This window comes from Bacillus sp. FSL M7-0558 (assembly GCF_038003245.1).
In the GTDB taxonomy this organism is placed as follows: domain Bacteria; phylum Bacillota; class Bacilli; order Bacillales; family Bacillaceae; genus Bacillus; species Bacillus pumilus.
Window position 1 is genome coordinate 1022320 of sequence record NZ_JBBOOU010000001.1, and the last position, 13113, is coordinate 1035432.

The window sequence follows — 13113 nt, forward strand, 5'->3', positions numbered from 1 at the left end:
ATAACCTCCCCATTTACTTATTGAAAGCGCTTTACTTGTAAATAAAGTGTATAAAATGGGGAAGCGTCTGTAAATGGACAACGTGCACAACATCTCATTTTCATTTTTGGGCAGGGTGCTCATGTCACTGAATGTTATGAAAGGTCGAGAAGATTCATCATAAAATAGACGGCAGATGCTTCTGGAAAATGTCGTATATCAATTCCTGTTCGCTCAATAAATTTATCAATTCGATATTGAAGGCTGTTTCTGTGAACATATAAAGCTTTTGCTGCCTTAGATGCATTTAAGTTACATTGCATATAAGTCATGAGGGTACGGTAAACGTCCCGATCAAGGACCGCCTCTTTAAAAGCATCTGAAATAGCATGAGAGAGGGCGGATTCATCATAATGTAAGAGTGAGGGTAGACATTGATAAATTGTGCAAATCCCTGACCTAGGCTTAGCTCGCTGCATATGGCCCAAGACAAGCTGCTGTTCTTTTAACAATTTCTTCTGTAAATGTTCATTTGGCAAATGGAACTGTCCTTGTAAAAAGACTGAGTCTGTTAAAAAGTCACTTGTAATGGCTAGAGACAAATCATATAGCAGCTCTAATTGACTATTTTCTGATGTAGCGTTTGTTTGAATCAGCATCGCTGTATGAGCGCCTGTCCAAATGAAATGAGTTTGTTCGAGGCTGTGGACCACAGCCTCTTTTATTTGCTGCCTTTGTTCTGCTTGATGTGACATTTTAAAATAATATACACGGACGGGGTGCTGAACAGTTAGTGGTTTGTTATCAAAAAGATAGCTGTACCATTTTTGTTCATCCTCAGTCTGCTTTGTGTGAGAAAGATCAATTGGTGTAAGGAAAGTATTGAGAAGAAGTGTTTCTCTAGCTGTAAGCTTTGATTTGTCTACTCCAAATAATTCGCCTTCGTCTGTTTGGTACCAAAGAATTTGATGATCATCTGTAGGGGAGCTGATGATATGCTCTCCGTAAACAAGCTTTAATTTTTCTAACATGGCGAAGCTCCTTAAACAGTTTAATCATAGACATGGAATAGCATTAATTCGTGGATTTCTTCTTTTAATGTTGGTTCGACTTCATGGGGCGGAAGCTGAGAGCCCCATTCAATATCACCTGTTTTGTGGTAGATGCCTTCGTAGTGCGCACCATTGTGAAAAAAGGATATTTTCCAGCCTGGCAATTGTGCTTTTTTAAAGAGAGGTTTCCATTGAAAATGAGAAATCATATCATTATTGCCTCCTTGCTTTTATTGATGAAACAATAAATAAACACGACAATACGGAAACAACCTTGAACTTGATTTTATTGTATCTCATCTGATGAAAAGAGCATAGGAAAAGCATAGATTTCATAGCACCCTCACTTTAAAACGAAAAACATTCAGTAGACGTTTGTATGGTCTGTAGTTGTTGAGGTCGTTTGTGAAAGGTAAGATGCGTAATCCATGATTCTTTTGCCGATCAGCCTTTCTGAGTTTCGCAATGAGACATGCTGGAAAACCTCGCGGCCAGGACGAGAATTGGCTTCAAACATCCAGATAGCTCCTGTCTGATCAATACCTAAATCAAAACCGATTTCACCAATATGACCGGACATTTTTTCATCAATTACCTGACTAAGCGTGATGGCCGTATAAGAAAGCTGCTCTAAGATTTTGAAACGCTTCTTCTTTTCTGGAAAAACATCATAAAGTGTTCTCACCGAGCCACCATGTGAATGGTGAGTCGTGACGGTGTGATTGCCAGAAATTTTTGCTGCTGCTGCTGTGACTGTCCAATGACCGTACTTATTTTTATTGGTATGGACTCTGAAATCCATTGGTTGATTGTCTATTTGAAGAAGTGCAATGCCTTGTTGAGCCATAAAGTCTTGAACTGCGTGATCTTTCCGGAGATTGGTCACGAAATCCTCTAATGAGTCATATGGAACAGCTCTTCCTTGATTTGAGCATACAATGATTCCATGAGCCTTCTTGTTTAATTGATAAATATCGTCGCCGTGACTGCCGTTTGACGGTTTTAAGTAAATGACCTGATGTAGATGGAGGAGTGTTTCTATTTTATTTAGAGCGTCCACCGGGTCCAATTGTATGGAATGTGGAAGAAAAGGACATGTTTTTTCATCTGTTAACAGTTGTTCATGAATATCCCATTTGTTAAAAAAATGAGGGTTGAACCAAGGAATATCATAGTCTTGAGTGAGTTTGCGTTTTGTTTCTTGAATGAATGCTGACTGAGCAGCCTTTCTACTTGGAAGACGGTCGTAAATGACTGAAGGCAGGGGCATCTGTTTTTTAACCCATGTTTGCTGTTGGTACAACAATCCTTCTACCATTCCTTTATCCCAATCAATAGAATGAGTACCAAAAAGATAGGCAAAACCGGCATGTTGTTTGAAAGAGCGCAGCAGTTTGATAAAAAAGTCTGATCTCGTTCCGAGTGGCTGCGTGCTTTGCTCAAAACCTGCGGTGAAAATACCAAGCAGTGGCCCTAAAAACAGGGTATGATCAATGGCGATCATATCAGCTTTTGATTGATAAGGAATTCGTAAATCTCTATATAGATCTTCTGATAATAAAATTTTCTTCGGATGTTGATGATAGGAAACGGTGAAGTCATCTATTAAACGGGAACCTAAAGCAAGAGAATAGATCGCCTCCTGCTGTTTAAAACGGACGGGAAGATGAATTGTTTTTTCACTTGTGGGATGAGGAGCGATGATGCAGCGATTTTTGTTCATAAGATACCTCCTTCGGTTGAGACTTCATCGATTGGGCATGTGCAAGAATGGTACGAATCAAATGATTTTCCTTGTCAGGATAAGCTTTTAAAAAAGCGGATCGCCCTGGTTTTGATCTTATATTTGATATGAAAAGCCTGCCTTCACTTGTATGGAGTAAGTCTACAGCGAATTCAAAGCAAGGGGAAAGGGTTTTATCTATATATGCTGGCAGAGATGCTTGAATGGATGCAATATCATCTAAAAGAAGTTCTTTGATGTGCGGCTGCAAGGTGTTTAGATAGTGATCAAAGCCTATCATGGCTGCTGATTTTTGTGTAATGCTTAAATGACTATTTTCTGTAGGTGATTTTGTGTGAATTCCTATGCGATTCCACTGATTTTGTGAATCTTTCATCAGGAAAATCCTTATTTCATTGAATAAAAAGTCTTTTTCATCACTCGTCTGAAAAAATTGAAGGAAATATCGGCCTACATATTTTTTATACCAGCGCTCTATATCTGATGGACGCGAAAAAGTGATGACTTGCTCGGGACTTAGCTGAACAGTGAAAGTGTTGTCTTTTAAGAAAATGAAGTAAGTAGATGCTGCATGGTGTTGAGAGAGCGGCTGCATTTTACAATAACCGTCTTTCCTTAACATGCTGAGAAGGTCTGATGTCTTTTTTAATAATGAGCAGACAGGTAAATATGGCTGTAAAGCAGGGAGAAGGCGGAGCTGCTCGAATAGCATCATTTTATTTGAAATACCTGTATTCAAAAAATCTGTTTTCGGATACTTTTTCAGCCAATCCATGATTGGTTTTGCTTTTTTAGATTGTGCGTCATGCTTGTAAAGGCATCGATCGTAAATCAAGTCAGGAATCTCAAATTCTGCTGCGACGAATCCATGACCATTCGTATATGTTTGACCTTGTATCAAATTTGAAGCCGGCTTTAAATCAAGTGGTGTAAAACGGACAACCTTTAAACCATAAGCAGGGGCAGCTTTGGCTAGCCTACGTGTGAATGCCTCTTCATACTTCGGTGAAAGGGTCACAATACCTAATGTTGATGTCATTAAAAAACACCTTCTTTTCAACTTCTTTTTTTACCAGCAGAAAAACACTTTTTCATGATTTTACATAAAGATTGCGCTCCTTTATCATTACGACAGATCGATTGATCATATGTCTAGCAGCATGCTTCATTTGCTTGGGAACTTGACAACAACTATAATACGTATAGGTTAAAACAATAAACATCGGGTGTTATTTGAAAGGTTGATGACGACTTTGAATATATTCACAACGTTTATCTTTATGATTGTGATAGGCGCAGTCATTGGAGCAGCAACAAACCATCTTGCGATTAAAATGCTTTTTCGCCCTTATAAGCCGTATTACTTATTCGGGAAACAGCTTCCTTTTACACCAGGGCTCATTCCGAAAAGAAGAGACGAAGTAGCCAAGCAGGTTGGTGTCATGGTGATGGAGCATTTGCTCACGCCAGAAGGTATTCAAAAGCGATTTGAATCATCGGAGGCAAAGCAAGAAATCTTACATACAGTCCATCGATATATTGACAAAGGCGCTGAAATGGAGATAACAGTGCTATCTTTGCTTGAAAGCTTCGGCGTATCACAGGCTGACGTCAAAGCAGATGAATGGATCCATGAGTGGTCTGATCATAAGCTCAATTCACTACTTGAAAATTATAATGAGCAAACTTTATCTGAATTGCTTCCGCTAGATGTGGAAAACAAAATATCTTCAAAAATTCCAGATGCAGCAGATTATATTTTAAAGAGAGGGATTCATTATTTTGAAAGTGAGGAAGGAAAATCAAGACTCGGTAATATGATTGATGATTTCTTAAAAGAAAGAGGAATGCTCGGCAGCATGGTCCAAATGTTTCTAGGAAATTCAAGCTTAATTGATCGGGTACATCCTGAAATCATCAAATTTTTAAGAAACGCAGAGACAAAAAGGTTTTTATCAGATTTGCTTGTTCAAGAATGGGACAAGGTGAAGCAGTTCTCTCTAAATGAGCTTGATGAAAGATGGAATGTGAAGGAACTTATGTTTAGCGTGAAAAACCAATTGCTTTCTCATTTCTCAACAAAGCTGATATTAGACAAACCAGTTGGTGCATATGTCAGTGCTGTAGCGGATGATCTTAAAACACACGTTGCACCAGTACTGATTCAAAAGGGGATCAGTGCGGCATCAAATGTTTTAGAGGATCTGCTTGCAAAGCTGCAATTTGAAGACATCATTCGTGAACAAATTGAACTTTTCCCGCTAGAAAAAATGGAAGAGCTTGTCGTCAGTATTTCCAATAAGGAGCTCAAGATGATTACATTCTTAGGCGGTCTTTTAGGCGGATTGATCGGCGCAATCCAAGCAATCTTTGTCACGCTATTTTAAGACAGACTAGAGAAATTTTGATGAATTCATTGTATATATGTGAAACGAAAGCCATAGTTTGTTATAGTGGAGTGGTGTCCGCCGATCATATCGGTGATAACGGATAGAAAGGAGACATAACATGTCTGTAAATGTTTATGATGTTGCATATGACCTTGAAAAAGCACTGCGTCATAGCGAAGAATATTCAACTTTAAAAAATCTTTATGATGAGGTAAACGCGGATGAATCCTCTAAAAGAATGTTCGATAACTTCCGTGACATTCAAGTAAACCTTCAACAAAAACAAATGACTGGTCAAGAGATCACACAAGAAGAAGTGGAGCAAGCTCAAAAAACAGTGGCACTTGTTCAACAGCACGATAAAATCTCGCAGTTGATGGAAGCAGAACAACGTGTGAGTGTTCTCATCGGAGAATTAAATAAAGTGATCATGAAGCCTCTTGAAGAGCTTTATGGGAATCCAGAAGAAAATTAATGAAAAGGGCGATGATATTCGCCCTTTTTTTATTTCACATGTTCCCTGTCCAACTTTTCAAAAAAAGGTTGTCGAAGCTCATAAATTTTGCGATAATACTTATATTGAAAGTGCTTTCAAATGAGCGCTCTCATGGGACAATTGGGTGCGTTTCACTTGGGATTTATGGCGATTAGCCAAACGAGAGAGAAGCGCTTCTGGGAGAAACACAAAGCATAAGGGGATCTGATATAAGCAATGCTTTGGTGTGTGAAAGATAAGGGGATCATGGGGAGCTTCATCACCTCATTGTGACGCATCCAAACCATACATAAAAAAAAGCCTAGGGGTAGGCTTTTTTTATTTGCAAAAGATTCATAACACATAGGGCTCTTTCAACTGCATGTTCTAAAGCACCAAGCTAGGGCATATCCTCATCGTAAGTACAGTCATCAAGAAGGGGGATGCCTCAGTGTCAAAAAAATTACTTGCACTCAATATAGATGGAACGTTACTTCGTTCCAATGGAAAAATCCATTCCGCTACAAAAGAAGCTGTGGAATACGTGAAGAAAAAAGGGGTTTACGTGACGCTTGTCACCAACCGGCATTTTCGTTCCGCACAAAAAATTGCCAAGGCGTTGAAGATTCCAACGTCAACCCTTGTAACGCATAGTGGTGCATTTATCGCGAATAAACTCGATGAGCCGCTTCATGTGAAGAAACTAACGGAAGAAAAAACATTTAATCTTGTACAAATTCTTGAAAGCTTTGATTGTAATGTTCGCTTGCTGCATGAAAAATTCTCGATTGGCAACCGGAAAAAAACGCAGTCACAGCTGATGGGAAAGACGTTGATTCATCCATCTGATCCAATTTTCTATCCCGTGCAATTTGTTGAATCGCTAAGTGATATGCTGATGGATGAACCGGTCAGTACACCAGTGATTGAAGTATATTCAACGGCAGAGCTGCAGCCTGAAATTCACCGAACCATTCAACAAGCTTTTCCATCTGTCGATCTTATTCGGATCAGTGATGAGAAAATGAATATTGTATGCAAAGGCGTATCGAAAGAAGCGGGGCTTTCTCTTTTGACCTCAGCATTAGATTTGACTTTAGAAGATACGGTGGTCATTGGGCAGGGAACAGATGACATCGCAATGCTTGAATTGGCTGGTTTAGGCGTTGCGATGGGAAATGCACCTCATTCTGTTAAGCGTAAAGCCGATTGGGTGACACGTTCGCACGATGAACAGGGAGTCGCTTATATGATCAAAGAATACTTTAGAATGCAGCAAAGAGAAGGATTCTTACATCAATTCGATATTAAACGATAATATAGGCGAAGGCCCTGTCAATCAAGAAATGGCAGGGTCTTCAACTGTTCCAGTCATTGCTTTTCCTACATATATTTTGTAAAATGAAACAAGTTTGAAGATAAAGGTGATACGATGCGAATTTTAATTAAAGGGCTGTCAGATGAACGATTTCATCGCCCGCTTGTCAATATAGCCAATTTATTTGAAGAAGATAGTGAAGTGCTGTTTGATCCAGATGAATTGCATGATGGACTAGTCATGGAGTTTAGCTGGAAAGAAGAAAATGGAACGGTGGAGGCATCTGGTCACATCGCTGGATTAGACATCACTAGTCGTTTTTCGCGAGACGTCCCAGAGGGCTTGAATGACAAGGAGCGCTGGAAGCAAATCAAAAACACAGTGCTGTCTGTTTATTTACATCTGCTTCAGGAGCACACAGGAATGACGCAAAAGTGGGGTATTCTCACAGGGATACGTCCTACAAAATTACTTCATAAGATGCTGAGAGAAGGTATGACAAAGGAAGATGCGCATGCCGCGTTAAAGCGTGATTATTTGATTCATGATGAAAAAATCAATTTGATGCAGGAGATTGTTGACCGTCAGCTTCAAGCGATTCCTGACCTGTATGACCTTCAGCAGGAAGTAAGTATTTATATTGGTATTCCTTTCTGCCCAACAAAATGCGCTTATTGCACGTTTCCTGCTTATGCGATTAAAGGACAAGCTGGAAGAGTGGGAACGTTTTTGTTTGGTCTGCATTATGAGATGCAAAAAATTGGTACTTGGCTAAAAGAACATGGGATCAAAGTGACGACTGTTTATTTTGGCGGAGGTACGCCGACGAGTATCACTGCAGAAGAAATGGATTTGCTGTATGAAGAAATGTATCGCTCGTTCCCTGATGTGAAACATATACGGGAAGTGACTGTCGAAGCAGGACGTCCTGATACGATTTCGCCTGATAAGCTAGAGGTGCTAAACCGATATCATATTGACCGGATTAGTATCAATCCACAATCGTATGAGAATGAAACACTGAAAGCCATTGGCCGGCACCATAGTGTAGAAGAAACGATTGAAAAGTATCACTTATCAAGACAGTATGGCATGAATAATATTAATATGGACTTAATTATTGGTTTGCCGGGAGAAGGGCTAAAGGAATTCCAGCATTCCTTGCAACAGACTGAAGAACTTAAGCCTGAATCGTTAACTGTGCATACACTCTCCTTTAAAAGAGCGTCTGAGATGACGCGCAATAAGGACAAATATCAAGTAGCTGACCGAGAAGAGATCACACGTATGATGGATGAAGCGGTCGCTTGGACGAAAGCACATGACTATCATCCTTATTATTTATATAGACAAAAAAACATCTTAGGAAACCTTGAAAATGTCGGGTATTCATTAGATGGACAGGAAAGTTTGTATAATATCATTATTATGGAAGAAGTGCAGACAATCATTGGGATTGGATGCGGTGCTGCTAGTAAGTTTATTGATCCACGTTCAGGAAAAATTACGCAATATGCCAATCCAAAAGATCCAAAATCATATAATGACCGTTATGAACACTATACTGAAGAGAAAATTCAGTTTCTTGAGTCATTATTTGTTCCTCATGTTTAAACACTGCGGTGACGCAGTGTTTTTTTCATTTGTAAAAGGGTATATAAGTGATAAAAAGTTAAAGCAGGTGTACATATGATTGATGTGATCGGAATTGGGATTGGGCCTGCCAATTTAGGTTTGGCGGCTTTGTTAGCGGAGTATGAAGATGTTTCATGCTGTTTTTTTGAACAGGAGACTGAATTTGCCTGGCATCCTGGTATGCTGATCAAAGGAACGGATTTACAAGTCTCCTTTTTAGCTGATCTTGTGACGATGGCGAATCCAAGGAGCAGATATACATTTTTAAATTATTTACATGAATCAAATAGACTTCACCGGTTCTATACATTTGAACAGTTTGACATTCCGCGAAGAGAATTCAATGAGTATTTGTCATGGGTCGCAGGTGAATTAGATAGCTGTCAATTTGGCATGAAGGTAGAGGAAGTGACGGACTGCCAAGGTGGTTATCTTGTGAAAATCCGGCGATTGAAGGATGGATCGCTTTCTGAGTATCAGGCAAAGCATGTCGTGCTCGGAACAGGGAGCAAACCGATGATTCCTGTCGATGTGCCTGCTGCTGCACTGCCATATGTGACCCATAGCAGCCGGTATTTAGAACAACAGAAAGAACTTCATGAAGCTGAGGCGGTGACGGTCATTGGCTCTGGGCAGAGTGCAGCCGAAATCTTCTTAGACCTGCTTCAGCATCAGAAGAAAGGGCAACAGCTATCTTGGTTTACGCGATCTAGTGAATTTAGAGAGCTGGAGACGGCTGAGCTTGGTCAGGAGCTGTTTACACCAAAGTACGTTGAATATTTCCATTCGCTTCCTTATGAAGAACGAATGAACACATTACCTAGGCTGACTGGATTAAGAAATGGGATAGATGCATCGACACTCTCACGCATTTATCAGGAATTGTATCATCGGTCTGTTTCAGGCGAAGAGCCATCTGTGATTATTCAGCCAATGACCGAGCTTGAAGCCATACAGGTGGAGGAGAATCAGTCCCTGAAGCTACACCTAAAGCAGTGGCAGTTAAAGAAAAAAAAGAATATAACAGTAGATCGTGCCGTATTGGCTACAGGGTATACACCGAATATCCCGGCATGGTTTAGTGCGTATGAACCTTTAATTGAATGGGAAAGTGAAGAGCATTTTAAAGTGACAGAAGACTTCAGGCTTGTGTTCAAAGACAAGCGTCCGCATCATTTCTTTACATTCACGCACCTAGATCACTCTCATGGAACAGCGGCGACCAATTTAAAACTATCCATCTACCGCAACCAGAAAGTGATTCAAACCATTCGCGGGGTCAAAGAAGCGCCAGTTAAGCAAGAAACAGCCTTTCAGCAATTTGAATAAGAGATAAAAAGGGCCCCAAGCATAGGGCCCTTTTTCATTAGATTCGTTTCTTTTTTCACTTTTGGCTTTTCTGTTTGCCATTTGAACACTTTGTTCAGAATTTGATAAATTCGCTTAGATTCCTTCGTCACTAGTGGACCTAATATCGCAAGGATTAAGACGTACAATGCAGCAAATGGTTTTAAGGTAGCGGCAAGTCCGCCCGCAATACTCCCAGGAAGATCATTTTCTTTCATATTCATTTTATCCCTCCAAATATGTAGGTTGTGATTTTCATATCGTAATACGGATGAAATAAAATGAATCAGTATGGATCATTTGATTGACACATGATGGGGATCGCACACTTTATTTTCAAAAAACGTCAATCGATAACGCAGCTGATGGAGCAGGCTTTAGAGGGAAAACCTTTGAATCAGCCAGTGATAATCTGTCCTTTAATAGAATAGAAGAGGCATATTTTTTGAAAATAGAGGTGTTTTCACAGCGTGTATTTCTTCATCGGAGATGGATGGAGAAATAAGACTAGGTGTGCTCGTTTCTGCTTGTGTAGCAAAAACGACATTTGAAAAAGGAGAAAACATGACGATGAAACTAACCAATATGAATAGGGAACGCTTTATCAACCATCCTCCCCCTTTCATCATCAATTTCTTTCCTCATTTACTATATAAAAATATATTTTTTGTTTCAACAATTTTGCTTATTTTGGTATCAACTGAACTTGAAATTTTTTACGCAGAGGAAAAGGGATTATTCGGGTTGAAATGGAAGTAAGTTGTGTGTTTAAAAGAAAAGGGGGATGCATGATGACATATATCAATTGTCAGCTAGACGGGAATATTTTTGAAATCGTTTTCAACAGACCAGATGCTTACAATTCATTTCATGTGGACATGTTTGCTGAATTCAAAGAGGCATGTGATGCGGCGGAGGAAAGTAGTGCAAAAGTCGTTGTGATCAAGGGTGTGGGAAAAGGATTTTCAGCAGGTGGAGATATTGGCATGATGCTGAAGCAGGAAAATGAAGAAGATTTCCATCGTGTGATGGATCTGATCGAGGGGATTACGCTTTCTCTTGCCGGTATGAAAAAAGTGACGATTGCTCTTGTCCACGGGTCAGCGGCAGGCCTTGCTTTTAGCTTTGCTTTAAGCTGTGACTACTTGTTTATGCATCAAGATGCAAAGCTCGCCATGAATTTTAATGGAGTAGGCTTAATACCAGATGGCGGAGGACACTTTTTCCTTACAAAAAGAGTCAGTGAACAAACCGCGAAACAATTGATTTGGAGCGGACAAAAGCTTCCTGCTGAAGAAGCGCTAAAGCTGGGCCTTGCAGACGGCGTGTTTCAAGATGAAGTCGATGCGTATCAAAAGGTATGTGTGAAGCCGTTTATGAACATGCCGCTTCAAGCATTTATCGAGACAAAGCTAATCTATTTCCAGCAGTCAGAATCACAGCTATTAGCCGTTCTTCAAAAGGAGAGGGCAGCACAGGCAAGGCTGAGGCAAAGCCATGATCATAAGGAAGGCATTCAGGCCTTTTTAGAAAAAAGACGACCTGTGTTCCAGAATGTATAAACGGATGTGATGCCGGCGAATGCCGGCTTTTTTAACGTTCAAATAAAAGCAGCTTGCCTGCATCATCAACGAGCCGATGAGAATGCTTCGTGTATTGCTGTTCGATTAAGCGATGGCGACCTAATTCCTTTGCCTTTTCATCACTATCCGTTGTGATTTTTTCATTTAATAAAGTCTCACCCGATGGGTCAAATACAGTTAAAAAGTATGTCTTCTCCATTCCTCATCTTCCTTTCCTCTACTTGTCTATGTAATTAAACAAGGAATAAGATAAAACCTCTTTTTTAGCCCTTAAAAATGTGTTTTTTAGAATGAGAGTGATAGAACGTGCATTCGCAAAAATGGCATGATAAAATATGGACAATGACAGTATCGGACAAGGAGATAGACGTTTGACTAAGCTCACCTTTATTCATGCCGCAGATTTACATTTAGACAGTCCATTTGCAGGAATGTCGAATATCCCTAGCTTACCCTTTAAGCGGCTCAAAGAAAGTACATTTCAAAGTGCGAAGAATATGTTTGATCTCGCCATTGCTCGAGCAGTAGACTTTGTGCTGCTGAGTGGAGATTTATTTGACGAATCCAACCGTAGCCTGAAAGCACAGCTGTTTTTAAGAAATCAGTTTCTAAGACTGCAAACTCAAGGGATTGAAGTCTTTATTATTTATGGTAATCATGATCATTTAGGCGGTGAATGGACACCGATTGAGTGGCCTGAGAATGTGCACGTTTTTTCAACCAGTACCCCAAGTGAGCAATCCTACTATAGAGGAGATCAGCTTGTCGCAAGTATTTATGGATTTAGCTACAAGGAGCGTGCTGTCTATGAAAATATGACCTCACATTACGTCAAAACGACAGATGCTGCCTTTCACATTGCGATGCTTCACGGTACATTAGCTGGACAAGAAGGTCATGACGCGTATGCACCTTTTCAGCTTGAGCAGCTCGTTTCCCGAGATTTCGATTATTGGGCGCTTGGACATATACATAAGAGAGCCCTTCTGCATGAAGACCCGTTGATTATTTACCCTGGTAACATGCAGGGCAGACATATAAAAGAAACAGGAGAGAAAGGCTGTTACGTTGTGCAACTCTCCGAGGATTCTGCGACAGCGGAATTTATGAGCTGTGCAGATGTGATGTTTGAGACACTTGCAATAGACATCACAGAGACGGTTCATATGACGGATCTTGTGATACTTGTGGATAACAAAATCAGTGAACTGAAAAAGGATGGCGTCCCTCATTTTGTGAAAATTGAATTGACGGGTGAGGCACCACCTTACTTTGAGCATACGCAGCTTGAGGAGCTCATGACCGTTCTTCATGAACAGGAAGAAGATGAAGATGTATTCGTTTGGGTGATCTCGATTGATTGCCGAACAAATGAGGATGTCGCCTATCCAGAAGATTCTTTTTTAAAGGAACTCACTGCTGAAATTTCACAGTTTGAGGCATATGAAGAGCTTCTATCACCGATCAAGCGTCACCCAATCTATAGAAAGTCAGGCAAAACTCTCACAAAAGAGGATGAAGTGGATATAAAAGAAGAAGCACAAAGGCTGCTGACAGAACAGCTAAAGCAATTATGAGAAAAGGAGAGGC

At 40.2% G+C, this 13113-nt stretch carries 12 protein-coding genes and 1 pseudogene; 7 read left to right on the forward strand and 6 right to left on the reverse strand.

Annotated elements, in window-relative coordinates; all coding sequences use genetic code 11:
* Window positions 1-134: 134 nt before the first annotated feature.
* The 4 genes from MHB79_RS04950 to MHB79_RS04965 form a co-directional block, all read right to left on the reverse strand.
* Window positions 135-1010, reverse strand: a complete 876-nt coding sequence (locus MHB79_RS04950; RefSeq protein WP_340989182.1) for a helix-turn-helix domain-containing protein — start codon at window positions 1008-1010, stop codon at window positions 135-137.
* A gap of 20 nt (window positions 1011-1030) precedes the next feature.
* A complete protein-coding gene (locus MHB79_RS04955; RefSeq protein WP_003211787.1) occupies window positions 1031-1240 on the reverse strand; it encodes a YheE family protein in 210 nt (69 codons plus the stop codon).
* Window positions 1241-1395: 155 nt separating this feature from the next.
* Window positions 1396-2754, reverse strand: coding sequence for a YheC/YheD family endospore coat-associated protein (locus MHB79_RS04960; RefSeq protein ID WP_251191034.1), 1359 nt, complete (start codon window positions 2752-2754; stop codon window positions 1396-1398).
* A complete protein-coding gene (locus MHB79_RS04965; protein WP_340989185.1) occupies window positions 2711-3814 on the reverse strand; it encodes a YheC/YheD family protein in 1104 nt (367 codons plus the stop codon). The genes MHB79_RS04960 and MHB79_RS04965 overlap by 44 nt, the downstream gene beginning before the upstream one ends.
* A 214-nt stretch (window positions 3815-4028) precedes the next feature.
* On the opposite strand from MHB79_RS04965, the gene MHB79_RS04970 reads away from it, so the two are divergent.
* From MHB79_RS04970 to MHB79_RS04990, 5 genes are all read left to right on the forward strand, one after another.
* On the forward strand, window positions 4029-5162 hold the full coding sequence (locus MHB79_RS04970; RefSeq protein WP_251191032.1) for a DUF445 domain-containing protein: 1134 nt from the start codon (window positions 4029-4031) through the stop codon (window positions 5160-5162).
* A gap of 121 nt (window positions 5163-5283) precedes the next feature.
* A complete protein-coding gene (locus MHB79_RS04975) occupies window positions 5284-5640 on the forward strand; it encodes a YlbF family regulator (protein ID WP_003211109.1) in 357 nt (118 codons plus the stop codon).
* Between the two features lie 451 nt (window positions 5641-6091).
* Window positions 6092-6958, forward strand: a complete 867-nt coding sequence (locus MHB79_RS04980) for a Cof-type HAD-IIB family hydrolase (RefSeq protein ID WP_050945401.1) — start codon at window positions 6092-6094, stop codon at window positions 6956-6958.
* A 114-nt stretch (window positions 6959-7072) separates the two neighbouring features.
* The gene (locus MHB79_RS04985; protein ID WP_226804870.1) at window positions 7073-8572 is read left to right on the forward strand and encodes a coproporphyrinogen III oxidase; all 1500 of its coding nucleotides are present in this window, start codon (window positions 7073-7075) and stop codon (window positions 8570-8572) included.
* Window positions 8573-8647: 75 nt separating this feature from the next.
* Complete coding sequence (locus tag MHB79_RS04990; protein ID WP_106029913.1) at window positions 8648-9922, forward strand: lysine N(6)-hydroxylase/L-ornithine N(5)-oxygenase family protein; 1275 nt, start codon at window positions 8648-8650, stop codon at window positions 9920-9922.
* Here MHB79_RS04990 and MHB79_RS04995 read toward each other — a convergent pair.
* Window positions 9907-10131, reverse strand: a pseudogene (locus MHB79_RS04995) (hypothetical protein); the annotation flags it as partial. The gene MHB79_RS04990 and the pseudogene MHB79_RS04995 sit on opposite strands and share 16 nt — an antisense overlap.
* A gap of 597 nt (window positions 10132-10728) precedes the next feature.
* Here MHB79_RS04995 and MHB79_RS05000 point away from each other — a divergent pair.
* A complete protein-coding gene (locus MHB79_RS05000) occupies window positions 10729-11502 on the forward strand; it encodes an enoyl-CoA hydratase (RefSeq protein WP_340989188.1) in 774 nt (257 codons plus the stop codon).
* Window positions 11503-11533: 31 nt separating this feature from the next.
* Here MHB79_RS05000 and MHB79_RS05005 read toward each other — a convergent pair whose 3' ends face one another.
* Window positions 11534-11722: a YhzD family protein gene (locus MHB79_RS05005; protein ID WP_003210963.1), complete on the reverse strand. Its 189-nt coding sequence runs from the start codon at window positions 11720-11722 to the stop codon at window positions 11534-11536.
* A 172-nt stretch (window positions 11723-11894) separates the two neighbouring features.
* On the opposite strand from MHB79_RS05005, the gene MHB79_RS05010 reads away from it, so the two are divergent.
* A complete protein-coding gene (locus MHB79_RS05010) occupies window positions 11895-13100 on the forward strand; it encodes a metallophosphoesterase family protein (protein WP_340989190.1) in 1206 nt (401 codons plus the stop codon).
* Window positions 13101-13113: the final 13 nt, after the last annotated feature.